This window comes from Bradyrhizobium sp., from assembly GCF_047605465.1.
GTDB lineage: Bacteria > Pseudomonadota > Alphaproteobacteria > Rhizobiales > Xanthobacteraceae > Bradyrhizobium.
On sequence record NZ_JASGFS010000032.1, the window covers coordinates 1 to 23889 of the forward strand.

Annotated in this window: 23 protein-coding genes; 14 read left to right on the plus strand and 9 right to left on the minus strand. The window is 65.2% G+C overall.

The features are described from left to right. Nucleotides 1–305 precede the first annotated feature (305 nt). Both QM712_RS21970 and QM712_RS21975 read left to right on the plus strand, forming a co-directional pair. Nucleotides 306–575, plus strand: coding sequence for a hypothetical protein (locus QM712_RS21970; protein ID WP_415025236.1), 270 nt, complete (start codon nucleotides 306–308; stop codon nucleotides 573–575). A gap of 193 nt (nucleotides 576–768) precedes the next feature. Continuing rightward, a complete protein-coding gene (locus QM712_RS21975; protein WP_415025237.1) occupies nucleotides 769–1527 on the plus strand; it encodes an OmpW/AlkL family protein in 759 nt (252 codons plus the stop codon). A 248-nt stretch (nucleotides 1528–1775) separates the two neighbouring features. Here the strand turns inward: QM712_RS21975 and QM712_RS21980 are convergent, their stop codons facing one another. Then, nucleotides 1776–2471 (minus strand): DUF1013 domain-containing protein, encoded by a 696-nt coding sequence (locus tag QM712_RS21980; protein WP_415025238.1) that lies wholly within the window; start codon nucleotides 2469–2471, stop codon nucleotides 1776–1778. A 233-nt stretch (nucleotides 2472–2704) separates the two neighbouring features. Between QM712_RS21980 and ispH the strand changes: the two genes are divergently transcribed. The 3 genes from ispH to rnhA are packed head-to-tail and all read left to right on the plus strand — an operon-like array spanning nucleotide 2705 to nucleotide 5124. Further along, nucleotides 2705–3673, plus strand: coding sequence for a 4-hydroxy-3-methylbut-2-enyl diphosphate reductase (ispH, locus tag QM712_RS21985; protein WP_415025239.1), 969 nt, complete (start codon nucleotides 2705–2707; stop codon nucleotides 3671–3673). Between the two features lie 6 nt (nucleotides 3674–3679). Then, a complete protein-coding gene (locus QM712_RS21990; protein WP_415025240.1) occupies nucleotides 3680–4663 on the plus strand; it encodes a homoserine kinase in 984 nt (327 codons plus the stop codon). Then, entirely contained in the window at nucleotides 4660–5124 is a 465-nt protein-coding gene (gene rnhA, locus QM712_RS21995; RefSeq protein ID WP_415025241.1) for a ribonuclease HI, read from the plus strand. Before QM712_RS21990 ends, rnhA begins: the two co-directional genes overlap by 4 nt. Before the next feature lie 195 nt (nucleotides 5125–5319). Here the strand turns inward: rnhA and QM712_RS22000 are convergent, their stop codons facing one another. The 6 genes from QM712_RS22000 to QM712_RS22025 all read right to left on the minus strand — a co-directional run bounded on the left by QM712_RS22000 (nucleotide 5320) and on the right by QM712_RS22025 (nucleotide 12956). Beyond that, nucleotides 5320–5805 carry a peroxiredoxin gene (locus QM712_RS22000; protein WP_415025242.1) on the minus strand — a complete coding sequence of 162 codons (486 nt, stop codon included), beginning with the start codon at nucleotides 5803–5805 and terminating at the stop codon, nucleotides 5320–5322. Nucleotides 5806–5913: 108 nt separating this feature from the next. Beyond that, on the minus strand, nucleotides 5914–6468 hold the full coding sequence (locus QM712_RS22005; protein ID WP_415025243.1) for a DUF924 family protein: 555 nt from the start codon (nucleotides 6466–6468) through the stop codon (nucleotides 5914–5916). Nucleotides 6469–6484: 16 nt separating this feature from the next. Then, the gene (locus QM712_RS22010; RefSeq protein ID WP_415025244.1) at nucleotides 6485–8170 is read right to left on the minus strand and encodes a long-chain fatty acid--CoA ligase; all 1686 of its coding nucleotides are present in this window, start codon (nucleotides 8168–8170) and stop codon (nucleotides 6485–6487) included. A gap of 193 nt (nucleotides 8171–8363) precedes the next feature. Next, the gene (locus QM712_RS22015; RefSeq protein ID WP_415025245.1) at nucleotides 8364–9842 is read right to left on the minus strand and encodes a serine hydrolase; all 1479 of its coding nucleotides are present in this window, start codon (nucleotides 9840–9842) and stop codon (nucleotides 8364–8366) included. A gap of 176 nt (nucleotides 9843–10018) precedes the next feature. After that, nucleotides 10019–11827, minus strand: coding sequence for a glucan ABC transporter ATP-binding protein/ permease (locus tag QM712_RS22020; protein WP_415025246.1), 1809 nt, complete (start codon nucleotides 11825–11827; stop codon nucleotides 10019–10021). An 85-nt stretch (nucleotides 11828–11912) separates the two neighbouring features. Further along, a complete protein-coding gene (locus QM712_RS22025) occupies nucleotides 11913–12956 on the minus strand; it encodes an ABC transporter substrate-binding protein (protein WP_415025247.1) in 1044 nt (347 codons plus the stop codon). 222 nt (nucleotides 12957–13178) lie between these two features. Here QM712_RS22025 and QM712_RS22030 point away from each other — a divergent pair, with 222 nt between their 5' ends. The 7 genes from QM712_RS22030 to QM712_RS22060 all read left to right on the plus strand — a co-directional run bounded on the left by QM712_RS22030 (nucleotide 13179) and on the right by QM712_RS22060 (nucleotide 18898). After that, nucleotides 13179–13547, plus strand: coding sequence for a hypothetical protein (locus QM712_RS22030; RefSeq protein WP_415025248.1), 369 nt, complete (start codon nucleotides 13179–13181; stop codon nucleotides 13545–13547). Between the two features lie 117 nt (nucleotides 13548–13664). Further along, nucleotides 13665–14069 carry a phosphoribosyl-ATP diphosphatase gene (gene hisE / locus QM712_RS22035; RefSeq protein WP_415025249.1) on the plus strand — a complete coding sequence of 135 codons (405 nt, stop codon included), beginning with the start codon at nucleotides 13665–13667 and terminating at the stop codon, nucleotides 14067–14069. A gap of 59 nt (nucleotides 14070–14128) precedes the next feature. Further along, nucleotides 14129–14731 carry a YqaA family protein gene (locus QM712_RS22040; protein WP_415025250.1) on the plus strand — a complete coding sequence of 201 codons (603 nt, stop codon included), beginning with the start codon at nucleotides 14129–14131 and terminating at the stop codon, nucleotides 14729–14731. A gap of 46 nt (nucleotides 14732–14777) precedes the next feature. After that, on the plus strand, nucleotides 14778–15320 hold the full coding sequence (locus tag QM712_RS22045; RefSeq protein WP_415025251.1) for a hypothetical protein: 543 nt from the start codon (nucleotides 14778–14780) through the stop codon (nucleotides 15318–15320). A 37-nt stretch (nucleotides 15321–15357) separates the two neighbouring features. Next, nucleotides 15358–16758 carry an aspartate ammonia-lyase gene (locus tag QM712_RS22050; protein WP_415025252.1) on the plus strand — a complete coding sequence of 467 codons (1401 nt, stop codon included), beginning with the start codon at nucleotides 15358–15360 and terminating at the stop codon, nucleotides 16756–16758. Nucleotides 16759–17010: 252 nt separating this feature from the next. Continuing rightward, entirely contained in the window at nucleotides 17011–17979 is a 969-nt protein-coding gene (locus QM712_RS22055) for an NAD(P)H-dependent flavin oxidoreductase (protein ID WP_415025253.1), read from the plus strand. A 145-nt stretch (nucleotides 17980–18124) separates the two neighbouring features. Then, the gene (locus QM712_RS22060) at nucleotides 18125–18898 is read left to right on the plus strand and encodes a thioesterase family protein (protein WP_415025254.1); all 774 of its coding nucleotides are present in this window, start codon (nucleotides 18125–18127) and stop codon (nucleotides 18896–18898) included. Between the two features lie 134 nt (nucleotides 18899–19032). On the opposite strand, the gene QM712_RS22065 is transcribed toward QM712_RS22060, so the two are convergent. Further along, on the minus strand, nucleotides 19033–19806 hold the full coding sequence (locus tag QM712_RS22065) for an AraC family transcriptional regulator (protein ID WP_415025255.1): 774 nt from the start codon (nucleotides 19804–19806) through the stop codon (nucleotides 19033–19035). A 97-nt stretch (nucleotides 19807–19903) separates the two neighbouring features. On the opposite strand from QM712_RS22065, the gene QM712_RS22070 reads away from it, so the two are divergent. Then, entirely contained in the window at nucleotides 19904–20824 is a 921-nt protein-coding gene (locus QM712_RS22070; RefSeq protein ID WP_415025256.1) for a DMT family transporter, read from the plus strand. Between the two features lie 328 nt (nucleotides 20825–21152). On the opposite strand, the gene QM712_RS22075 is transcribed toward QM712_RS22070, so the two are convergent. Next, nucleotides 21153–22715: an AMP-binding protein gene (locus tag QM712_RS22075; RefSeq protein ID WP_415025257.1), complete on the minus strand. Its 1563-nt coding sequence runs from the start codon at nucleotides 22713–22715 to the stop codon at nucleotides 21153–21155. A gap of 108 nt (nucleotides 22716–22823) precedes the next feature. Between QM712_RS22075 and QM712_RS22080 the strand changes: the two genes are divergently transcribed. After that, on the plus strand, nucleotides 22824–23789 hold the full coding sequence (locus QM712_RS22080; protein WP_415025258.1) for an NAD(P)H-dependent flavin oxidoreductase: 966 nt from the start codon (nucleotides 22824–22826) through the stop codon (nucleotides 23787–23789). Nucleotides 23790–23889: the final 100 nt, after the last annotated feature.

A 23889-nucleotide genomic window follows, 5' to 3' on the forward strand; every position in this document is an offset into this window, starting at 1 on the left:
TCCTGGACCATGCCGGCGACCATCGAGGACCCCAAGGTGCTGGACGAGATCGGCGAGGCGCTGAAGGGAAGGGTGTGAGGTCCGGTGGCGGCAAGGCGCGACGACGCCTCGCGCTCTCAGGCTGTCATCGCCCGCGCAGGGCGGGCGATCCAGTATTGCGCGGCAGTCATCTGTTGCACGATCCTCCCCGTGGCGTGCTGGATGTCCCGCCTTCGCGGGGCATGACCGCGGGAGAAAACCGGGCCTTGTCGACTTACATTCTCCTCATTCCGCGCTAAACAGGGACGATCAACAGGGGATTTCGTATGCCACTCGCCGCCGCGCCGCGTTTGCTTGCAGCCGTACTGCTTGCCATCGCTCTCTCGGCCTGCTCCGCGCGTTACCAGACTCCGGTGGCGATGGGCAGTGACGATGACGATGCGGTCTGCCAGAGCCGTGGCTACGCGCAGGGCTCGCCGGAATACGTGGCCTGCCGCAAGGACCGCGATGTGCAGCGCAACGCGGCCACGGCCCGCTCCGACCGTAGGCAGCGCGATCTCGGCGAATACATGCTGAACAATCCCGTGCGCCCGTGACGCGCGGGCGCGGAATTATCCTGCTGCGCCACTCGCATCTGCTGCACGTTTCTCGTGACACATCTGCAACGCCGCCGCCAAATCGTGGCGCGCTGGTCCTGATTTGATCGGCGTCAAATCCTTCACCATCCCCTTTCTGCTCTGACGCAGATGCCACGCAAATTTTGCGCGGACATGGCTGAAGGGGAATGCAATGGACGGAACGACAAGACACCCGGCGCGATTGGCGACGCTCGGCATGATACTCGGTGCGATGCTCGCAGGGACCGTTACTTCCGCGCTGGCCGCGGATCTGCCGGTCTACAAGAAGGCGCCGCCGCCGGCAGAGGCGTTCAATCCCTGGATGGTGCGCCTGCGCGTGCTCGGCGTCCTGCCTGACGCCGGCGGCAGCACGGTCAATGTTGCGGGCGTGCCCTCGCTGTCGTCGTCGAACTCCGGCCTGTCGATCAGCAATCAGGCCGTGCCCGAGCTCGACATCAGCTACTTCTTCACGAAGAACGTCGCGGCCGAGCTGATCCTCGGTGTCACCAGGCACTCGATCAGCGGCACCGGCTCGCTCGCGAACTTGCCGATCGGCAAGACCACGCTGCTGCCGCCGACACTGACGCTGCAATATCACTTCGACAATTTCGGTGCGTTCAAGCCCTATGTCGGCGCCGGCGTGAACTACACGGTGTTCTTCAACAATTCCGCGGCCAACGTTCCGGCCGCCATCGCCGGGCCGCCCGCGATCGTTGCCGGCGCCACGAGCTTGCACGTCAGCAACCAGTGGGGCGCTGCGGTTCAGTTCGGCTTCGACTACATGCTCGACCGGCACTGGGGCCTCAACGTCGACGTCAAGAAGCTCTGGCTGCGTCCGGACTACAGCGCGATCGTCGGCGGACTGCCGGTCAGCGGCACCGCGCATATCGATCCGTGGCTGGTCGGCGGCGGTGTGACATACAAGTTCTGAGAGGGGCGAGGTGCGGGACGCGCAACTGCTTAGGTTGCGTCGTCCTGGCGCAAGCCAGGACCCATATCGCGTGATCCATCGATTGGGCGCGGTCGGAATACCGGCTGATCCGTCGTCGCCAGATTGCTCCCGGGGGTAACGGGTCCTGGCTTGCGCCAGGACGATGCCGGGCAGATCACGACACAAACAAAAAACGCGGCGGGATTTCCGCCGCGTCTTGATTCCGTTCGATAGCGGGAAAGAGAGGACTACTCCTCCTCTTCGTCCTGCTTCTTGCCGCCGAGCGTCTTGAGCTTGGCGAACACGGCGTCGACGTTGAGGTCGTCGCTCGACTTCTCCGCCGGCTCGAACTCGTCCTTCCGGGTGGTCTCGGAGGCCGGCAGCAGGGTGGCGCCGCCATAGGCCGCGTCGATCGGCTTTTCCTTTGCCGCGCGCGCGACTTCGAAATCGAGCTCGATCTGCGAGCAGAGGCCGAGCGTGACCGGGTCGATCGGGGTCAACTGGGACGTGTTCCAGTGGGTGCGGTCGCGCACGCTGGCGATCGTGCTCTTGGTTGTTCCGACCAGGCGCATGACCTGGGCGTCCTTGAGCTCGGGATGGCTGCGCAGCAGCCACAGAATGGCGCTGGGGCGCTCATGCCGGCGCGAGACCGGGGTATAGCGCGGGCCCTTTCGCTTGGGCTGGGGCGGCAGCACCACTTTGCTCTCCTGGAGGCGGAGGCGGTAGTCCGGGTTCTTTTCGGCCTTTTCGATCTCCTCACGGGTCAGCTGGCCGTTGGAAATCGGGTCCATGCCCTTGATGCCCTGGGCAGCGTCACCATCGGCGATCGCCCGGATCTCCAGGGGATGCATCTTGGTGAAATCGGCGACCTGGTCGAAGGTCAGCGCCGTGTTATCGAGCAGCCAGACGGCGGTCGCCTTGGGCATCAGAGGTGCGTTGCTCATGGCAAATCTCCTTTGTGCTTCGCCCACCCCTTTGGAGGCGAAGCCGGTGGTCATCAGCGATGACTGGGAATTCGCGCTATATAAGCCCTGAGGGGGTAGCCACGCAATGGTTCTGCTATAGATAGTGCCTTGACAGCGCCCGAAAGGGGGCCCAATTCCTAGCCAACAGGCCCAGCCCATCAATCGACCGATCCCGCCCATTTGGCGAGGTGATTCGGTCCCGAGACCGCTCAATGTCAGCCAAACCAGACCTTAAGATCGTGCTTTGTTCTCCCCGCGGCTTCTGTGCCGGGGTGGTCCGGGCTATCGACACCGTGGAGCGAGCGCTCGATAAATACGGCGCGCCCGTCTATGTTCGCCACGAGATTGTGCACAACAAGTACGTCGTCGACGGGTTGAAGAAGAAGGGTGCCATTTTCGTCGAGGAACTGGCCGAGATCCCGGAAAACACCACCGCTCCGGTGGTATTCTCGGCCCATGGCGTGCCGAAATCGGTTCCGGCGGACGCCCAGTCGCGCAACCTGTTCTCCCTGGATGCGACCTGCCCGCTGGTGACCAAGGTGCACCGCGAGGCCGCGATCCACTTCAAGCGCGGCCGCGAGATCTTCCTGATCGGCCACTCCCACCACCCCGAGGTGGTCGGCACCCTCGGCCAGCTTCCGGTCGGCGCCGTGACCCTGATCGAGACCGCCGAGGACGCCAAGACCATCAATCCGAAGGACCCGAACAACCTGGCCTTCGTGACCCAGACCACGCTGTCGATCGACGACACCGCTGAGATCGTTGCGCTGCTGAAGGAGCGCTTCCCGAACATCAACGGTCCCCACAAGGAAGACATCTGCTACGCCACCACCAACCGCCAGCTTGCGGTGAAGAAGGTGGCGCCGGTGGTCGATGCCCTGATCGTGGTCGGCGCGCCGAACTCGTCGAACTCGCAGCGTCTGCGCGAGGTCGCCGAGCGCGAGGGTTGCAGGATCGCGGTGCTGGCCCAGCGTGCGACCGATATCGACTGGGACAAGTTCGGCAACATCTCGAGCCTCGGCATCACCGCGGGTGCGTCCGCGCCGGAAGTGATCGTCGAGGAGATCATGGACGCGTTCGCCGAGCGCTACACGCTGCATGTGGAGACGGTCTCGGCCGCGGAAGAGAACGAGTTCTTCCCGCTGCCGCGCTCGGTGCGCCCCGAAGCCGCCGCCGAGTAGACCTTTATGGCGGTCTACACCGACGTCGCCGCCGACGAGCTTGCGGATTTCCTGAAGCAGTACGACCTCGGCGAGCTGTTGTCCTACAAGGGCATCGCCGAGGGCGTCGAAAACTCCAACTTCCTGCTGCACACGAGCACGGGCTCGTTCATCCTCACGCTCTACGAGAAGCGCGTGGCGAAGAACGATTTGCCGTTCTTCCTGGCGCTCATGACGCATCTGGCCGAGCACGGCATCAGCTGCCCGCTGCCTGTGAAGGCGAGAGACGGCGAGGCGTTGCGCGAGCTGTCGGGGCGGCCTGCCGCGATCATCACCTTTCTCGAAGGCATCTGGCCGCGCAAGCCGAACGCTGCGCATTGCGCCGGCGTCGGTGAAGCCCTGGCAAAGATGCATCTGGCGGGCGCGAATTTCGCGATCCGGCGCGCCAATGCGCTGTCCGTCTCGGGCTGGCGGCCGCTGTTCGATGCGGCGGCGGGTCGCGCCGACGAGGTGCAGCCGGGCCTGCGCGCGTTTCTCGCCGCCGAGCTCGATCATCTCTCGAGCGGCGTCTGGCCGAACAACCTGCCCGAGGGCGTGATCCACGCCGATCTCTTCAACGACAACGTCTTCTTCCTCGGCGACCGGCTCTCCGGGATCATCGACTTCACCTTCGCCTGCAACGACATGCTGGCCTATGACGTCGCGATCTGCCTGAACGCCTGGTGCTTCGAGCCGGATCATTCCTTCAACGTCACCAAGGCGCGCGCCTTCCTCAATGCCTATGGTCGCGTGCGCAAGCTGACCGAAGCCGAAGAGACCGCGCTGCCGCTGCTGGCGCGCGGCGCCGCGATCCGTTTCCTGCTGACGCGACTGGTCGACTGGCTCAACGTGCCGCCCGGTGCCCTCGTCCGCCCGAAGGATCCGCTGGAATATGTCCGCAAGCTGCGCTTCCACCAGAGCGTCGCGAGCGCACGGGATTACGGGATGATGCCGTCGGGACTGGTCGCGTGAGCGAGCGTCCCAACGTCACGATCTATACGGACGGTGCCTGCTCCGGAAATCCCGGACCCGGCGGCTGGGGCGCGATCCTGAAGTTCGGCGACAAGGAGAAGGAGCTGAACGGCGGCGAACGCCACACCACCAACAACCAGATGGAGTTGATGGCGGCGATCTCCGCGCTCGAAGCGCTGAAGAAGCCGTGCGTCGTCGATCTCTACACCGACAGCCAGTATGTGCGGCAGGGCATCACCGGCTGGATCCATGGCTGGAAGCGCAACGGCTGGCGCACCGCTGATAAGAAGCCGGTGAAGAATGTCGAGCTATGGCAGCGCCTCGATGCCGCGCTGAAATCGCACGAGGTCCGCTGGCACTGGGTCAAGGGCCACGCCGGGCATCCCGAGAACGAGCGCGCCGATCAGCTCGCGCGCGACGGGATCGTGAAGGCAAGGACGCAGCAGCGGGTGGGGGAATAGGGGGCGCAGCGTCTTCAGCGGCGCCGCTTCATTCTCCACTGAATCGCCCGGCTTGACCGGGCGATTCAGGATTCCCTTGACCGGGCGATTCAGGATTCCAGAGACGGTCGTGATTGAGCCGGGAGGCCTCGGGGTACTGGATGCCCCGCCTTCGCGGGGCATGACAGTTGTGGTGAGGCTTGAGGCCGATGCGCCTTACAGCTGCCCGAGCAGCGTATCGCCGCCGGAGACCTCGACCTTGCCGGGCATGGCTTCGAGGTTCAGCTGCTTCACAACGCCGTCCTCGACCAGCATCGAATAGCGCTTGGAGCGGATGCCGAGGCCGTTGCCGGAGGCATCGAGCTCCATGCCGATCGCCTTGGTGAAGTCGGCATTGCCGTCGGCGAGGAAGGTCGCCTCGTCGCGCTGGTCGGTGTCGCGCTTCCAGGCGTTCATGACGAACGCATCGTTGACGGAGACGATGGCGATGGTGTCGACGCCCTTGCCCTTGATGGCGTAGGCGTTGAGGAAGATGCTCGGCAGATGCATCTTGTGGCAGGTGCCGGTGTAGGCGCCGGGCACCGCGAACAGCGCCACTTTCTTGCCCTTGAAGATGTCGTCGGTGGTCTTCACCTGCGGGCCTTCCGCCGTCATCACGCGGAATTTCGCCTCGGGCAGCTTGTCGCCAGTCTGGATTGCCATCGTCAGTCTCCCTGAAAATCGGTCCCGCTTTTTAGACCGTGACGCGGACGTGCACAATATTGCCGGAGGGGGGTGTCGCGAGCGCGGCGGCTTTTCACCGTTATGTCATCAACCGGCGAAGCCGCCGCTGTCGAGGAAGCTCTGCTCTTCCCTGGTGCTTTCGCGGCCGAGGACACGGTTGCGGTGGGGAAAGCGGCCGAACCTGCGGATGATGTCGGCGTGCTCCCGGGCGTATTTCAGGTTCTCGGCATTGGGGCCGTCTTCGAAAAGCGCGACACAGCGCAACTGGTCGGACATGTGCTCCGAATGCATGAACGGCATGTAGAGGAATTCGAGCAGGACGGGATCCACCCTGCGGTCTGCGCCCCTGTCGATCGCTCGGCGGGCGACGTCGCGCGCGAGCGGGTCGCTCGCGAAGGCTTCCGGCGAACCGCGAAACATGTTGCGGGGAAACTGGTCGAGCACGATGACGAGCGCGAGCGCCCCTTCGTCGCTGGCTTCCCACGCCGCAAGGTCGCCGGCCGCCGCCTTCTGCCACAATGCGAGAAAGCGGCGCCGCACCTCCGCGTCGAAATCGTCGCTGGGCTTGTACCAGCGGTCATCGCCGGCCTCGCGCCAGAACGCGAGAATGCCGGCCGGGCTGATGCCGCTGGCGTCAGCCACCGACGAACGGCCCGCCTTATGCCGCCTCGGCCTTCTTTTCGTCGCGGAGCTGCCGGCGCAGGATCTTGCCGACATTGGTCTTCGGCAGGTCGTTGCGGAATTCGATGTGCTTGGGCACCTTGTACCCGGTGAGCTGCTGCTGGCAGAACTTGATGACGTCTTCGGCTGTGAGGTTCGGGTCCTTCTTCACGACGAAGGCCTTCACCGCTTCGCCCGACTTCGAATCGGGGATGCCGATCACGGCGCATTCCAGCACGCCCGGATGGCTCGCGATCACTTCCTCGATCTCGTTCGGATAGACGTTGAAGCCGGAGACCAGGATCATGTCCTTCTTGCGGTCGACGATCTTGGTGTAGCCCTTGTCGTCCATCACGCCGATGTCGCCGGTGCGGAAATAGCCGTCCGCCGTCATCACCTTGGCGGTCTCCTCAGGCCTGTTCCAGTAGCCTGTCATCACCTGCGGGCCCTTGGCGCAGATTTCGCCGGGCTGGCCGAGCGGCACCTCGTTGCCGTCGTCGTCGCGGATCGAGATCCAGGTCGAGGGCACGGGGATGCCGATGGTGCCGTTGAACTCGGCATTCGTCGCGGTGTTGCAGGTCAGCGTCGGCGCCGTTTCCGAGAGGCCGTAGCCTTCCGCGATCGAGCATCCCGTGATCGCCTTCCACTGCTCGGCGACCGGACGCTGGACCGCCATGCCGCCGCCGTTGGAGATCTTCAGCTTGGAGAAGTCGAGCTTCTTGAAATCGGGATGATGCATCAGGCCGTTGTAGAGCGTGTTCACGGCCGGGAAGCTGTTGACCTGGTACTTCGCCAGCTCCTTGATGAAGCCGGGGATGTCGCGCGGATTGGGGATCAGGAGATTGCAGCCGCCGGCGCGCACCGCGAGCAGGTAGCACGCGGTCAGCGCGAAGATGTGGTAGAGCGGCAGCGCGCAGACGATCATGAGCTGGTCGACATGCGGCGGCGCGGCCAGTGCCGGCTGCAGCCAGGCATCGTTCTGCAGGACGTTGGCGACGATGTTGCGGTGGAGCAGGGTGGCGCCCTTGGAGACGCCGGTGGTGCCGCCGGTATATTGCAGGAAGGCGACGTCGCCCGGCGACAGCTTCGGCTTGTTGAAGGTCATGCCGCGACCTGCCGACACCGCGTCGTTGAACGACACCGCGCCGGGCAGCGACCAGGCCGGCACCATCTTCTTGACGCGGCGGACCACGAGATTGACGATCACGCCCTTGAAGCCGAGCAGGTCGCCCATGCTGCCGACGATGACGTGCTTCACCGCCGTCTTGGCGATGACCTGCTCGACGGTGCGCGCGAAATTCTCCAGCACGATGATGGCTTCGGCGCCGGAATCCTTGAGCTGGTGCTCGAGTTCCCGCGGCGTGTAGAGCGGGTTGACGTTGACCACGGCGAAACCGGCACGCAGCACGGCGGCGGTGGCGACCGGATATTGCAGCACGTTCGGCATCATGATCGCGACGCGGGCGCCGCGCTGCAGGCCACGTCCCTGCAGATAGGCACCGAGCGCAGTCGACATCTGGTCGAGGTCGCGGTAGCTGATCGACTTGTCCATGCAGATGAACGCCTTGCGGTCGGCGAACTTGGTGAAGCTCTCCTCCAGGAGGTCGACCAGCGAGGCGTATTGCGTCGGCTCGATATCAGCGGGCACGCCGGGCGGATATTGCTTGAGCCAGATACGCTCCATGGAAACTCCCCTCTCTTGGACCAGAGCCCGCTGTGTCGCGGGCTTGCCTCATTGCCGGCAGTATCGAGCCTGCCGGAACGGGTGGCAAGCCGTCGAGGCTTAGGGCAAAGGTCGGGGCGTAGCTACTGGAATCGTCGCAAACCGCGCTGCCGCAGGTGCGAAGCGCGGACGCGTCTTGCGCGGCAGCGGTTCGTCAACTGTTGTTGGGCGCGGGCTTCGCTGGCGGCTTGGTGGCGGCCTTTGGCTTGGCCGGCTTCGCGGCCTGATCGCCGCTCGCGGCCGGCTTGTCAGCGGATTTTGCCGATGCGTCGGGCTTGACGGCGGCGTGCTTGATCGGCTTCGGCTTCGCCGCGGTCTTCGTATCACCCTTGCCGTCGGGCTTGGCGTCTGGCTTGGCACCGGGCTTCGCCGCTGCGGTCTTGGTATCCTTGCCCGCGTCCTTTGGCTTGTCGGCCGCATCGGGTTTCTTGGCGACACGCGACTTCTTGCCACGCGCCTTCGGAGGCGTCTGCTGGTCGGCGTCAGCCGCCACCGCCGCGATCAGGGCCGTGCCGGTGCGCGTGGGGCCGGTATAGACCGGCACCGGCTCGGTGGCTGCGGCAGCCGAGGCCATCAGATCGGAAGCCTTCATCAGGGGCGGCTGAAGGCCCGCCGTGAAGAAGGTCACCTGGGCTTCGCCGCCCGTGGCCGAGGCCGACCCGGAGGCGCCGTTGGTGGCGATCAAAGCGTCGTCATCGTCGCTCGCGGGCCGCTTGCGATGACCGCCGCACATTTCTTCGCGCAGGTTCGGCGGCGAGGCGTCGACCGGCACGAGGTTCTCGACGGTGCCGAGCGAGGGTCGCAGCCACGACAGATTGTCCTGGCTGAAGCCGCGCTCGAGAAGCTGCGCCGCCTTCACCGCGCGCGCGGTGCCGGAATTGGCGCCGAGCACCACTGCGATCAGCCGGCGCCCGTTGCGGGTGGCCGATGCCACCAGATTGTAGCCGGAAGCGCAGATGAAGCCGGTCTTGAAACCATCGGCGCCGGGATAGCGGCCGATCAGCTTGTTGAAGTTCGGGGTGATGCGCTTGCCGAACCGGATCGCCGGGATGTGCACGAAATATTCGTATTCCGGCAGGTCGCGCAGGAACGAGCGCGCGAGAATGCCGAGGTCGCGGGCCGAGGTGATCTGGCCGTCGGCGGGCAGGCCGTTGGGATTGACGTAGCTCGTCTGGGTCATGCCGAGCTTCTGCGCGGTCTGGTTCATCATCGCGGAGAAGCCGTCGATCGAGCCGCCGACGCCTTCGGCGAGGACCACGGCCATGTCGTTCGCCGACTTGACCAGCATCATCTTCAGTGCGTTGTCGACGGTGAGCTGTGTTCCCGGACGGAACCCCATCTTCGACGGCGACTGCGAGGCAGCCGTCGGCGACACCGTGAGCAGCGTGTCGAGCGTGATCTTGCCGTCCTTGACCGCCTTCAGCGTCACATAGGCGGTCATGATCTTGGTGACGGACGCGGGATACCAGGGAATGGTCGCGTTGTCGGCCTGCAGCACCTTGCCGCTGTCGGCTTCGATCAGCAGAAGCGCCTCGGCGCTCGCTGCGCGCGGCGCAAGCAGCGCCGCCAACGCGATGGCTACAGCGGACAGGTGGAACAAAGAGAAGCGAAGCAGCGGGCGAAGGGCGTGCACTATCCGATTCCGGTCCTTGGAGAGCCGTCGCGTCCTGACGGTTCTCATGATCTGAGCTTCGGGTTTGAAATCCGGCGCCGCCGCTTGCGGCGTCGCAAACCTATACCGGCTCGTGCGTCGAGAACAGGGGTTTCCCCGGGGTATTCAGCGATGAAATAGGCTGAATTTCGACGGTGCTATGGGGACTTGGCCGCCGAGGCCGCGGCTTCCGCCGTCACCGCTCCGGGCCGCGCGCTCGCCTGTGCCTGATCCTGCACCATGAACTGCGCCCTGGCGAGCTCGGCGAAATGGCCGCCTTTGGCCACGAGTTCATCGAAAGTTCCGCTTTCGATCACCCGGCCGTTCTCGAACACCAGGATCCGCGTGGCGTTGCGGATAGTGGAGAGGCGATGGGCGATCACGAAGGTGGTGCGGCCCTTCATCACTTCATCGAGAGCGGCATTCACCTTGGCCTCTGTGACGGCGTCCAGCGCGCTCGTGGCTTCGTCCAGGATCAGGATCGGCGGGTCCTTGAGCAGTGCGCGCGCGATCGAGAGCCGCTGCCGCTCGCCGCCGGAGAGCATGCGGCCGCGTTCGCCGGCATTGGTCTCGAAGCCGCCGCTGCGCTCGATGAATTCGAGCGCCTGCGCGCGCTCGGCGGCCTTGCGCATCTCCGCCTCGGTCGCATCCGGCTTGCCGACGCGCAGATTCTCCGCGATCGAGCGGTTGAACAGCAGTGCCTCCTGGAACACCACGCCGATGTTCCGCCGCAGCGACGTCAGCGTCACGCCGCGCACGTCCATGCCGTCGATCTTGATGAAGCCGGATTGCGGATCGAAGGCACGATGCAGCAGCGCGATCGCGGTCGATTTGCCGGCGCCGGTCGGGCCGACCAGCGCGATGGTCTGCCCCGGCAGCGCGGTGAAGGACAGGTCCTCGATCGCCGGCCGCTTGCCGTCATAGGAGAATGTGACGTCGTTGAACTCGACGAGGCCGGACAGCCGTCCCGCGTCGATGGCGTCGGGCCGGTCGTGAACGGCGGGGACGGCGTCGAGCACGTTGAAGAATTCGCGCAGGCGCGGGGCTTCCATGAACACGTTGTTGATGAAGCTCACGACCTGCTCAAGCTTCTGGATCAGGAGAGTGGCGAAGCTCACGAACATCACGATGTCGCCGACCGAGGTGAGGCCCTGGTCGTGCAGCGCGATGCCGAGCGTGAAGATCGCCAGCACCGTGATGGTGGTGGAGGCCCGCGTGATCACGGTGACGAGCGCCCACCACGACAGCACCGGCATTTGCGCCGCGAGCAGCTGGTTGGCGACCGAGCGCAGGCCCTGCACCTCGGACTCGACGCGGACGAAGCTCTGCACCAGCGCGACGTTGCCGAGCGCGTCGGAGGCGCGCGCGGACAGTTCGCTGTAATGCTCCTCGACCGCCATCTGCATGCCGAAGGTCCGGCGCACGACGAAGGTCGTCAGCGCGGTGAAGACGATGCAGAGCACGAACAGCAGGATGGCGAGCCGCCAGTTCAGGTAGAGCGACAGCGGCAGCAGCACCAGGACGGAGAGGATCGCGGCAAAATGCTCGCGGAAGAAGCCGAGCCACAGCCGCCACAGCGCATCGGTGCCGTTCAGCATCACCTTCATCAGCCGGCCCGAATGGGTGCCGGAGTGGAAGGTCAGCGGAAGCTGCAGGATGTGCTCGAAATAGCTCGTCAGCACCGCCTGGCGCTGGCGATGCGCGAGCCGGTCGGCGTGCAGGGCCACGAGCGCGCTGCAGGCGATGGTGAACAGTCCGAACGCCACCCACGCCAGCAGAAACGGCCATGCCGAGTTCGAGCCCGCGACCGTCTTGCCGGACAGCACATCGACGATGCGGCCGAACAGCACGGGCTCGGCGAACTGCGAGCCCGCGAGCAGGAGATTGGCGACCGCGAGCAGCCAGCCGAGCCGCGCCTCCTTGCCGAGCAATTCGAGAACGCGGGTGTAGAGGCGGAGAATGGACATGAGGGCGAGGAACTCGGGCGGATCACGGAGCCCTCATTCTAATCCGGGATCGCCCGCGAGATACAGCGGAAGCTGCCGGTTTTGCTCAATTGATGAGCCGCCCCTCGACCGGGGGCAGGAAGCGGCCGTCGAAGACGTCGCTGGCCGCGGGCCGTTTGCGGAATTTGAAGTCCTGCGCGATCTGGTCGATCGACCGCTCCAGGCGCGCAGGATCGACGCCGCCGAGGCCGTTGCGCTTGACCTCTTCGGTCAGGACGTTGTCGGCGAGCACGGTGCGCAGGCGCAGGCGCTCGAGCTCGAGCTCGCCATCGTCCTTGCGGCTCATCACCTCGTCCACCGCGCGCGCAGGATCCCGGACGGTGGCGTTGATGCCGGCGATCAGGGCGCGCACGAAGCCCTTCACGGCATCCGGTTTGGCTGCGGCGAATGCGGGATTGGCCACCACGGCAAAGCCGTAGGCCTCGCATCCGTAATCGGCGAAGCGCAGCACCGTGAGATCGCTCGCCGGAACGCCGCGGTCGCGCAGGTTCACCGCCGAGAGATAAGTGAAACCGGTGATCGCGTCGACCTGCCCCGCGGAGAGGATCGGTTCACGCACCGCCGCGCTGATGCCGTGGAATTTCACGCGCGAGGTGTCGATCCTGTTCTGCTGCGCCAGCGCCGGCCACAGCCGGATCGACAGATCGCCGTCGGCGACGCCGACGGTCTTGCCGTCGAGATCGGACAGCAGGTGGATGCCGCGGCTCCTGCGGGCGATGATGGCGTAGGGCGCGCGGTTGAACAGCACGAAGACCGCCTTGATCGGCGCCGCATCGGCCTTGTCGCGAAAGCGGATCAGTTCGTTGATGTCGACGAGCGCGAGTTCGCTCTCGCCCCTGGCGACACGTGCCAGCGCCTCGGGTGAGCCGGCCGCAGTCTTGAACGACACGGCGAGATGCTCGCCGCCGAAGCTGCCGTTCTTCGCCGCGACGAAGAACGGCGCCATGCTGGCGTCGAGCGGACGATCGAAGGTGAGCTGGACCGGGACGGACGGCGTCGCCGTCTCGGCCGCGTCGCATGCCATCGGCGCGCAGTGCCAGATCGAAAGCGCGAGCAGGCCGCGGATGGCGATCGTCTTGAATCCGAACATCGCGCCGGTCCCGCTCTTTTGTGGTTTCGTGACGCGTGCTGCGCCGGCAGGAAGCCATTTTGTTCCCGCCAAGATGAACCTTCGATGAGCGGGGTTGCGGCATGATCACGCAACCCCGTTCAGCTTCTGTTGGGGTTGAGGAACCCAACATGGGATGCGCGTGTTTGAGAGACATGAGCTTGTCTCAAGGCACCAATGAAGGTCCCAAGGAGGGTCCAAGCAATGTTTGACCGATTTTCGAAATTCGCGGGCCGCAAGGCCGTTCTCGCCACCGCAGCGGTGCTGGCGCTGACCACCGTCGCCCCCACGGCATCGTTCGCGGGCGGCCGCCACTGGCATGGCGGCGGCGGCGCGGCCTTTGCCGGCGCAGCCATCGCCGGCGCCATCGGAACTGGCCTTGCGATCGCGGCGACCCGCGATGCCTACGCCTATGACGCCCCGGCCTATTACGGTGGCGGCCCCGTCTACTACGATGAAGGCCCGGTCTATTACGGCGGCGACTCCTATATCGGTCCGCGCCCGTTCCACCGCTGCGGCGGCCCTTATCAATCCGCGCAAGGCGGGCAGGGCTACGCTTCGAGCTGCTACTGAGCCCGGCTACGAATGATTGACCAAAATAGGCCGTCGCGCTTGCCGCGGCGGCCTATTTCGCTTTTTATCGTCGCGCGTTAACACGCTTGCCATTGCTTTAGAGTAATTTTGAGTACCATGAGTGATTCGCTTGAGCGGCTATATCTGGCTGTGCTCGCGGCCAGGGACCTTGATCCGGCTATATCGCGCACCGCGCGATTGTTTCAGCGCGGACCGTCCAAAATGGCGAAAAAACTGGCCGAAGAGGCCATCGAGGTCGTGATCGACGCGGTCAACGGCGATAGCGAGGCCGTGGTCCGGGAAAGTGCCGATCTGCTCTACAATCTCACCGTGCTCTGGGCCTCGGCCGGGGTGCGTCCCGAGGACGTCTGGCGCGAGATGACGCGGCGGGAAGACATGCTCGGCATCGCCGAGAAGCTGCCGAAATCGCCGATGAAACTGCCCAAAGTCGCCACGCCGCGCATGTCTGCCCGGCGGCCAATTGTCGCGCTCGAAGGCCGCGCGGCGCGCAAGCGCCACTAGAAGCCGCCCAATCCGGCGTCACAAATCGCTTAAAAACTGGCGATGGACAAATCCGCCCCATGGTGCTTCATCGCGGCGCCATGCTGAAACGTATCTACGATTGGTGCATCGACGCCGCCCACAAGCCTTACGCGCTCTGGATCATGGGCGCCGTGGCTTTCGCCGAAAGCTCCTTCTTTCCGGTCCCCCCGGACGTGATGCTGATTCCGATGTCGCTGGCGCGCCCGCAGCGCGCCTGGGTCTATGCGACGGTCTGCACCGTCACCTCGGTGCTCGGCGGCCTGTTGGGTTATGCCATCGGCGCGTTGTTGTTCGACTCGGTCGGTCATTGGCTGATCCAGGTCTACGGCCTCGGCGACAAGGTGGACGCCTTCCGGGCCTCCTACGCCGAGTGGGGCGCGGTGATCATCCTGCTCAAGGGGCTGACGCCGATTCCCTACAAGCTCGTCACCATCACGTCGGGCTTCGCGGGCTACAACATCGGATTGTTCATCCTGTGCTCGATCGTCGCGCGCGGCGGGCGCTTCTTCATCGCGGCGATCCTGCTCAATCGTTACGGCGACTGGATCCGCGTCAGGATCGAACGTCATCTCGGATTGTGGGTTGCGCTCGGCGCCGCCGTGCTGGTGCTCGGCTTCGTGGTGGCCATCAAGCTGATCTAAATCGCGGCGCTTTGCCGCTGCACCGGCTTCGGTTACGGTTGGTGTCATGATGGCTCGATCCGGCAATCCGGTCATGCGCTTGGGGACGCTGGTTTCGGCGGTGCTGGTGCTCCTGCTCGGCGGGGGCGCGACCGGATGGCCGCAGTCGAGCGCGCCCGCGCTCGGAATGCAGGAGCAGGGATCGCAGGCCGCGCCGCTGCCGCCTGCGACGCCCGCCTCGCCGGCGCCCTCGGCGGGCGAGGAGAATCCCGGGCTGATCAACGAGATGGGCAAGCTGTTCGGCAAGCTGCCCACGATCCTGCCGCCGCTCAAAAGTCCCAGCGAGACGATGAACGACCTGTCGCGGCTGGCGAAGCCCTCCACCATGATCTCGGGCCGCATGGCCTGTCCGGTTTCGTCCAACGGTGCGCCCGACTGCAAGCAGGCCGCGAACCAGCTCTGCCAGAGCAAGGGCTATCGCGAAGGCAAGAGCCTGAACGCCGACTCCGCCGAGAAATGCTCGGCCAAGGTTCTGATCCCGGGACGGCAGCGCAAGCCGGACGACTGCCGCACCGACACGTTCGTCACCAGCGCGCTGTGCCAGAACTGATTGACGGAGCAGACGCGAGCATCATCAAGGAGCGCCCATGAGCCGTACGGAGCAGGACTTCCTCGGACCGCGTGAGATCGCCGACGACATCTACTACGGCGTCCAGACCATCCGCGGGAAGGAGAACTTCCACATCACCGGCATCCCGATGAGCCAGGAGCCCTACTTCGTGAAGGCGCTCGGCTACGTCAAGAAAGCCGCCGCCATGGCCAACCGCGACCTCGGCGCGCTCGATGCGAAGGTCGCCGATGCGATCATCCTCGGCTGCGACCGCGTCATCGCCGGCGACATGATGGATCAGTTCGTGACCGACTTCATCCAGGGCGGCGCCGGCACCTCCACCAACATGAACGCCAACGAGGTGATCGCCAATCTCGCGCTGGAATCGCTCGGCTTCGCCAAGGGCGATTATCAGCACGTCAGCCCGAACGACCATGTCAATTACGGCCAGTCGACCAACGACACCTATCCGACCGCCTTCCGCCTCGCGCTGATCCTGCGGCTCGAAAGCTACATGACGGCGCTGCGCCAGCTTCAAGAGGCCTTCTTCACCAAGGGTCGCGAGTTCGACCGCGTGCTGAAGATGGGACGGACCCATCTGCAGGATGCCGTGCCGATGTCGCTCGGCGCCGAATTCCGCGGCTGGGGCACCACGATCGGCGAGGAGGTGGACCGCATCTCCGAAGCCCGCGCGCTGCTGCGGGAGATCAATCTCGGCGCGACCGCGATCGGCACCTCCGTCACGGCAGCGGTGGGTTACCCCAAGCTCGCGGTCCGCCATCTGAGCGCGCTGACCGGAGTTGATTTCGTGCTGGCGGGCGATCTCGTCGAGGCGACCTCGGATACCGGCGCCTATGTGCAGCTCTCCGGCGTGCTCAAGCGCACCGCGAGCAAGCTCACCAAGATCTGCAACGACATCCGTTTGCTCGCCTCCGGCCCGCGCGCCGGCTTCAACGAGATCAACCTGCCTCAACTGCAGCCGGGCTCATCGATCATGCCGGGCAAGGTCAATCCCGTGATTCCCGAAGTCGTCAACCAGACCAGCTTCCTCGTCATCGGCCTGGACACCACGGTGACGCTGGCGGCAAGCGCCGGCCAGCTCCAGCTCAACGTGATGGAGCCCGTGATCTCGTTCGCGCTGTTCTTCTCGATCCGCACCATGGAGCGCGCCGTCAACAGCCTGCGCGAGAACTGCGTGCTCGGCATCACCGCCAACGAGGAGCACACCCGCAACATGGTGCTCAACTCGCTCGGCATCGTCACGGTGCTGAAACCGCTGCTCGGCTACAGGCAATGCGCCGAGATCGCGCGCGAAGGCTACAAGAGCGGCAAGTCGCTGCATCAGATCGTCGTCGTCGAGCGTCAATTGCTGACGCAGGAGAAATGGGACGAGATGTTCTCGTTCGAGCGGCTGATCAATCCCGATCTCATCGGATAGGCGCGGGTTTCTCCTCCCGTCATTCCGGGGCGCGAACCCGGAATCCATCTCACCATTCGCGCTGCGGCCCGGTGGATTCCGGGCTCGACGCGGCGCGTCGCCCCGGAATGACGAAGCAAGGAATTCCGTGCGTTGGAATTGCGGCGGAGCGCGATCGGCGGCGTGCAAACGCAATACTTGACAGTGGAAAGATTGCCTTGTTGGTATGGTCTCCAACCTTCGATGTGACTGCCAATAGAGGATCGTTCCGCGATGTCCATGCCTGCCTTGTTCAAGGGGCGCCTGTCGATCCCCGTGATCGGCTCTCCGCTCTTCATCATCTCCGTGCCCGATCTCGTGATCGCACAGTGCAAGGCGGGTGTGGTCGGCTCGTTCCCGTCGCTGAACGCGCGGCCGCCGGAGCTGCTCGACGAGTGGCTGGCGCGCATCACCGAGGAGCTCGCCGCCTACGACCGCGCGCATCCCGACAAGCCGTCGGCGCCGTTCGCGGTCAACCAGATCGTGCACAAGTCGAACAACCGGCTCGACCACGACATGCAGCTCTGCGCCAAGTACAAGGTGCCGATGATCATCTCCTCGCTCGGCGCGCGCGAGGAGCTCAATCAGGCCGTGCACGGCTGGGGCGGCATCGTCTTCCACGACGTGATCAACCAGAAGTTCGCGCACAAGGCGATCGAGAAGGGCGCCGACGGCCTGATCCTGGTCGCCGCCGGCGCCGGCGGCCATGCCGGCACCATCTCGCCGCTCGCCTTCGTGGCGGAAACGCGCAAATGGTTCGACGGCCCGATCGCGCTGTCGGGTGCCATCGGCAACGGCAAGGCGATCCGCGCCGCGCGCATTCTCGGCGCCGACTTCGCCTATATCGGCTCGGCCTTCATCGCGACGAAGGAAGCCAATGCGGTCGAGAAGTACAAGGAGATGATCGCAGGCTCGACGGCCGACGACATCGTCTATTCCAACCTCTTCACCGGCGTGCACGGCAATTATCTGAAGCCGTCGATCGTTGCCGCCGGCATGGATCCCGAAAACCTGCCGACCTCCGATCCCTCGAAGATGAACTTCGGCACCGACGCCTCCGGCGAACGCGCCAAGCCGAAAGCCTGGAAGGAGATCTGGGGCTCGGGCCAGGGCATCGGCAGCGTCGAGGGCATCTTGCCCGCCGCCGAGTTGATCGCGCGCTTCAAGAAGGAATACGACGAAGCGATCGATCCGCCGCTGTGATGATTGTTGTGTCCCGGACGCGCGGCAGAGGGCAACATGGCTGCGCTGTGCCGGGATCCATCGCCGCAACACGGGCCCCGGATCGGTATCGCACCGCGCACGCGTTGCGCCGCATCCTGGGAACGCCAACCGAGACTGTTCGAGCATGACCTCCATCTACCGCGTCGACGGCAACCGCGTCGTCACCAGTCCGGACGCCGCGGGTCCGTGGGACCGGCGCATGCAGCACGGCTCGGCGCCGTCTTCTCTGGTGACATGGGCGGCGGAGCGCATCCCGACGCCGGTGCCGATGGAGATCGCGCGCGTCACCATCGACCTGATGCGGCCGGTGCCGGTGGCGCCGCTCACGATCGAGACCGAAGTCCTGCGTGAGGGCCGCAAGATCCAGCTCTGCCAGCTCAGGTTGCTTGCCGACGGCGTGCAGGTCGTCGGCGCCACCGTGCTGAAGATCAAGCGCCAGGCGCTGACGCTGCCGGACGACGTCAAAGAGCTGCCGGTCACGTTGCCGTCGCCGGAGGATTCCCTGGTCGAGGACGGCCACGCCGCCACCAGCCCCTTCGCGGGAATGGTCTCGATGCGCGCCGCGCGCGGCCGCTTCGGCAAGGCTGGAGCCGGCGCGATCTGGTTTCGCGTCGACCATCCCCTGGTCGAGGGCGAGGCGATTTCGCAGGCGATGCGCGCTCTCGCTGCCGCCGACTTTTCCAACGGCACCGCCTCGTCGCTCGATTTCCGTGCCTGGACCTACATCAACGCCGATCTCAACGTGAACTTCTCGCGCCAGCCGGTGGGCGAATGGATCCTGGTCGACGGCGAATCCTGGATCGGCCCCGATGGCGCCGGCCTCGCGATGTCGCGGCTGGCGGACAGGCAGGGCTATTTCGGCCGCGCGGTGCAAAGCCTGGTGATCGAGAAGCGCTGAGGCGTACTCCTGGCCGTCATGCCACCGCCGAAAGCGGGGCATCCAGTACGTCGCGGTCTCTCGGTGATCCCGGTCCTCTCGAAATACCGGATCGCCCGATCAAGCCGGGCGACGACACCGATCGTGTGTTTGCTTCACCGATAGAACATCGACGGCGGAATACCGAAATGCCGGCGGAACATCGCGGTGAAGGCGCTCTGGCTGGCGTAGCCGCAATCGAAGGCGACATCGATGATCTTCTCACCGGAGGCGATGCGGCGCAGTGCGTGCAGCAGCCGCGCCTGTTGCCGCCATTGCGCGAAGCTCATCCCCGTCTGTTTCGCGAACAGGCGGTGAATCGTCTTTGCGGTGACGCCGACGCGCTCCGCCCAGTCCTCGGCGGTCGAACTGGCCGAGGGATTGTCCACGATGGCTTCGCAGATCGTCCTGAGCCGGGCGTCGTCCGGGAACGGAAGGTGGAGCGGCAATACGTCCGACACGCGGAGTTCATCGAGCAGGAGCCGCATCAGGCGTCCGTCGCGACCCGTATCGTCATAGTCGACCGGAATGCGCGTGGCCGCGACGATCAGCTCGCGCAGCAGCGGCGATACGGCGATGACGCAATTTTTCTCGGGAAGGTGGGTCGCCGCGCGTGGATCGACGAAGACGGTGCGGATGCGCACCCGTCCTGACATCACCGTCTCATGGTTGAGATCGGGCACCAGCCACACCGCCCGGTTCGGCGGCACGACCCACGTGCCGGCGGCTGACCGCACCACCATGACGCCCTCGATGGCATGGAGAAGTTGCGCGGTCGGATGCGCATGCACGCCGGTGGACGCACCGTCGGGATAGTCGATCTCCATCGCGATCAGGGCGCGATCGGTGGCGTGAAACGCCAGGTGGCGGGTCGTGAGCTCGTCGAGCATGTCTCAATCTCGATAGTTTCGGTCATTCTAGAGCGATACGGACGCGTCCGGAAGCGATACGTCCGGGCTTCATCACTCGAGATCCACGGTTGAAGCCATGACCAACAAGGCCGCTTTGCTCTATCCCTTCTTCGCCATCGTGCTCTGGGCAGGAAACGTCATCGTCTCGCGACTTTCCGCCCACACGATCGGGCCCGAGGCGATCACGTTCTATCGCCTGCTGCTTGCGGTCGCATTGATGAGCCTCTTCGTCGCCGGGCCGGCCTGGCGCAACCGCGCGGTGATCTGGCCGCATCTCGGCCAGTTCGCCATTCTCGGCTTCCTCGCGATGTGCCTGTTCCAGAGCCTGTCCTATCTCGCGGCGGAAACCACCACCGCGACCAACATGGCCGTCTTCACCGCCCTGACGCCGCTGCTCACGGTGCTGTTGAGCGCGGTCCTGCTGCGGGAGACGCCGACCGTGGGCATGATCGGCGGCGGCGTGCTGTCGCTCGCAGGTCTCGTCTATCTCGTCAGCGCCGGCGATCCGGCCGCATTGCTGCGCAACGGCGTCCATCTCGGCGATCCCCTGATGTTCGTTGCGGCCCTGGTCTATGCGCTCTACGGCGTCCTGCTGAAGCGCTGGGACCTGCCTGTCGCAAGCTGGCAATCGACCTATATGCAGGCGCTCTGCGCGCTCACGATCATGTTTCCCGCCTTCCTGGCGACGCCGGCGCCGATGCGGGCGCTGAACGCGGAGACGCTGCCGCTCATCGCCTATGCCGGCGGACTTGCCTCGATCGTGTTGCCGTTCTTCTGGGTTCGCGGGGTGCAGATCCTCGGTCCCAACCGCTGCGCGGTCTTCATGAACCTGCTGCCGGTGTTCACCGCGCTCGGTGCCATCGTACTGCTCGGCGAGCCCGTTCGCGCCTTCCACATCGTCGGTGGCGGTGTCACGCTTGCCGGCGTCGCCTGCGCCGCGATCTTCCGACGGCCGCTATGGGCAGCCTCGTCGTCGCCAGTCGCGATTCGGAGTTGAAAGGCAGGCTTCCGCCGCCGCGGAAGGGATGCTTGGTCGTGAGCCTCTTCTCGTCGGAGGCCTCTTGTTCGACGCAGGCATCCTGCCTGTTCAAATGCCGTAGAAGATCTTGATCTCCCACAGCAGGACGACGATAGCCGTGATCAACGTGACCGCAGCCAATGCACTTTCAGAGGAAGCGACTCTCATTTCACACTCCGCTTCCAGCCCCGTCAGCGGTCTAGTTGATTCCCCGATTCGCCGGCAATTGCGCGGCCGGCGTTGACGCTCACTCCGTCGCGCGTTGTTGTTCGGGAGCCACAATGACACCGTAAAACCCCGGGGATTTTCACCCCACCATGCGGTCCCGCCCGCTCCAGAAGCTCGCGCGCAGCACCTTCTTGTCGACCTTGCCGACGCCGGTCATCGGCAATTCCTTGACGAACTGGATCTGCTTCGGCGTATGCGCCGAGCCCTTTCGCGTCTTCACGAGGTTGATCAGCTCGTCGGGGTCGGGCTGGGCGCCCGCGCGCGGCACGATGATCGCCGTGACGGCCTCGCCCCATTTCTCATCGGGGATGCCGACGACCGCGACCATCGCGACGTCTGCATGCTGCGACAGCACGTCCTCGACCTCGCGCGGAAATATATTGAAACCGCCGGTAACGATCATGTCCTTCTTGCGATCGAGGATGAACATGTAGCCGCGCTCGTCCTTGCGCGCGATGTCGCCGGTGTGGACCCAGCCGTTCTTCAAGGTCTCGGCGGTGATGTCCGGGCGCTTCCAATATTCCGCCATCACGTGCGGCGCGCGCACGCAGATCTCGCCGGCATCACCCGTCTTCACTTCCTGATCATTGTCGTCGAGAATCCTGACCTCGCAGGCCGAGACCGGGAAGCCGCAGGACAGGAACAGTTCCGGCGTCTTGGGATCGTGATCCGCCTTGCGCAGCACCGAGATCGGATAGCATTCGGTCTGACCGTAGAGCTGCGAGAACACCGGCCCGATGCGTTCGATGCCCTCGATCAGCCGGCTCGGCGACATCGCGGAGGCACCGTAGAGCACGAGCTCGAGCGAGGAGAGGTCGGTCTTGCCCAGCGCGGGATGATCGAGCAGCACGTAGATCATGGTCGGCACGAACAGCGTGAAGTTGATGCGTTCGCGCGCGATCGTCGCCAGCACGGCTTCGGGATCGAAGCCTTTCAGCATGTGCACGGTGCCGCCGCGCATCAGCGTCGGCAGCACCTTCGTGCCGGCGACGTGACTGATCGGTGCGACGGTGAGGTAGCGCGCGGCCTCCGGAATCTCGAAATCGGCAAGGATGACACCGGCCGCGCCGGCGTTTTCGCGATGATGGCGAAGCGCGCCCTTGGACTTGCCCGTCGTGCCGCCCGTGTAGTTCAGCGTGGCGAGATCGTCGAGGCTGGCGAGACACACCGCGCTGGCGTGGCCTCCGGTCTCGATCGCCTGCAGGAGATCGACGCCGTAGTCGGCTGGTCCCATGGTGAAGACCGACTTCAGCCCGGCCGCCTTCGCGGCGAGTTCGGCGCCGCGATCGCGGAAGGCGGCCACATCGACCACCAGCAATTCGGCTTCGGAATCCTCGAGCTGGAACAGCTGATCCGCCTGCGATCCCAGCGGATGCAGCCAGGTGTTGCAGAACCGCGATAATTGCGCGGCGACACCGGCGCACCATGTGTCGGCGCGGTTCGCGGTGAGGAAGGCGACGCGCGCTTCGGGTTGCAGTCCGAGACGCATGAACACGCGTTGGATGCGTCCGATCAGGTCGATGGTGCCCTCATAGCTGAGCGATCCGCCGGGCCATGCGAACGCGGTGCGGCCGGGATAGCGCGACAGTGCCTGCAGCGTCTGCGCGCAAGCCGGGGACGATGCGTGGAGCAGATCGGGCATATGTTTCCTCGTTGCTTTGTCATCGGCTTCTGGCGTGCCAATGTTTGCCCGTAACGCTAGCACAGAGAATACGGGATGGAACGACAAAGCCCGTGCAGGGAGGCAGATGTGATGTCCGATCGGCTGCAACATCTTCGCGATCGTCTCGCTTTGCCGCTGATCGCGGCGCCGATGTTTCTGGTGTCTGGCGTCGAGCTCATGGTCGCGGCCTGCCGCAACGGCGTGATCGGCAGCTTTCCCACGGTGAATTGCCGCAGCACGGAACAGCTCGACGCATGGCTCACCGAGATCGAGACGCGGCTGCGCCAGCACGCGGATCAAACCGGCCGCAAGGCGGCGCCGCTCTGTCCGAACCTGATCGTGCATCGTTCCAACGCGCGGCTGGAGCAGGATCTCGCCGTGCTGCTGCGGCACAAGCCGGAGATCGTCATCACCTCGGTCGGCTCGCCCGCGCCGGTCTTGAAGCCGCTGCATGACGCAGGCGCGCTGGTGCTGGCGGATGTCGCCTCGATCCGCCATGCCGAGCGTGCGGCGCACGCGGGCGCGGACGGACTGGTGCTGCTCACCGCGGGGGCCGGCGGTCAGACCGGCTGGCTCAATCCGTTCGCCTTCGTGCGTGCGGTGCGCGCGTTCTTCGACGGCATCATCGTGCTCGCCGGAGGCATCAGCGATGGCCGCGCGCTGCATGCCGCCGAGGTGCTCGGCTGCGATCTCGGCTACATGGGCACGAAATTCATCGCCACGCGCGAGAGCATGGCCGACGAGCGCCACAAGCGGATGCTGGTCGACAGCAGCGCCGATGACGTCCTGCTGACCACCGCGTTCACGGGGTTGCAGACCAGCATGCTGAAGCCGTCGATCGTGGCCGCGGGTCTCGATCCCGACGATCTGCCGGCGCGCGGGGCGATCGACATCGGCAAGGACATCGACATCGCCGCGCGCGAAAGTCGCCCGAAGCGCTGGCGCGATATCTGGAGCGGGGGGCACTCGACATCGGGCGTCACGGACGTGCCGGCCGTGGACGATCTCGTCGCGCGGACGCTGGCCGAATATCGCGGGGCGGGCGGCCGGTAGGCGCGGTCCCGGCGCGGGCCGGGACGTCCGCCTCCCGATCACGGTTAATCCCGCATGCCTGCTGACCTCCGCACTTAACGGCAGATTAACCATCGCCCGC

Excerpts from the sequence above, each read along its gene's own strand:
- QM712_RS21970 (WP_415025236.1), top strand. The coding sequence starts at position 306 with ATGCCACTCGCCGCCGCGCCGCGTTTGCTTGCAGCCGTACTGCTTGCC.
- QM712_RS21975 (WP_415025237.1), top strand. The coding sequence starts at position 769 with ATGGACGGAACGACAAGACACCCGGCGCGATTGGCGACGCTCGGCATG.
- QM712_RS21980 (WP_415025238.1), bottom strand. The coding sequence starts at position 2,471 with ATGAGCAACGCACCTCTGATGCCCAAGGCGACCGCCGTCTGGCTGCTC.
- ispH (WP_415025239.1), top strand. The coding sequence starts at position 2,705 with ATGTCAGCCAAACCAGACCTTAAGATCGTGCTTTGTTCTCCCCGCGGC.
- QM712_RS21990 (WP_415025240.1), top strand. The coding sequence starts at position 3,680 with ATGGCGGTCTACACCGACGTCGCCGCCGACGAGCTTGCGGATTTCCTG.
- QM712_RS22000 (WP_415025242.1), bottom strand. The coding sequence starts at position 5,805 with ATGGCAATCCAGACTGGCGACAAGCTGCCCGAGGCGAAATTCCGCGTG.
- QM712_RS22010 (WP_415025244.1), bottom strand. The coding sequence starts at position 8,170 with ATGGAGCGTATCTGGCTCAAGCAATATCCGCCCGGCGTGCCCGCTGAT.
- QM712_RS22020 (WP_415025246.1), bottom strand. The coding sequence starts at position 11,827 with ATGTCCATTCTCCGCCTCTACACCCGCGTTCTCGAATTGCTCGGCAAG.
- QM712_RS22025 (WP_415025247.1), bottom strand. The coding sequence starts at position 12,956 with ATGTTCGGATTCAAGACGATCGCCATCCGCGGCCTGCTCGCGCTTTCG.
- QM712_RS22030 (WP_415025248.1), top strand. The coding sequence starts at position 13,179 with ATGTTTGACCGATTTTCGAAATTCGCGGGCCGCAAGGCCGTTCTCGCC.
- hisE (WP_415025249.1), top strand. The coding sequence starts at position 13,665 with ATGAGTGATTCGCTTGAGCGGCTATATCTGGCTGTGCTCGCGGCCAGG.
- QM712_RS22040 (WP_415025250.1), top strand. The coding sequence starts at position 14,129 with ATGGTGCTTCATCGCGGCGCCATGCTGAAACGTATCTACGATTGGTGC.
- QM712_RS22045 (WP_415025251.1), top strand. The coding sequence starts at position 14,778 with ATGATGGCTCGATCCGGCAATCCGGTCATGCGCTTGGGGACGCTGGTT.
- QM712_RS22050 (WP_415025252.1), top strand. The coding sequence starts at position 15,358 with ATGAGCCGTACGGAGCAGGACTTCCTCGGACCGCGTGAGATCGCCGAC.
- QM712_RS22055 (WP_415025253.1), top strand. The coding sequence starts at position 17,011 with ATGTCCATGCCTGCCTTGTTCAAGGGGCGCCTGTCGATCCCCGTGATC.
- QM712_RS22060 (WP_415025254.1), top strand. The coding sequence starts at position 18,125 with ATGACCTCCATCTACCGCGTCGACGGCAACCGCGTCGTCACCAGTCCG.
- QM712_RS22065 (WP_415025255.1), bottom strand. The coding sequence starts at position 19,806 with ATGCTCGACGAGCTCACGACCCGCCACCTGGCGTTTCACGCCACCGAT.
- QM712_RS22070 (WP_415025256.1), top strand. The coding sequence starts at position 19,904 with ATGACCAACAAGGCCGCTTTGCTCTATCCCTTCTTCGCCATCGTGCTC.
- QM712_RS22075 (WP_415025257.1), bottom strand. The coding sequence starts at position 22,715 with ATGCCCGATCTGCTCCACGCATCGTCCCCGGCTTGCGCGCAGACGCTG.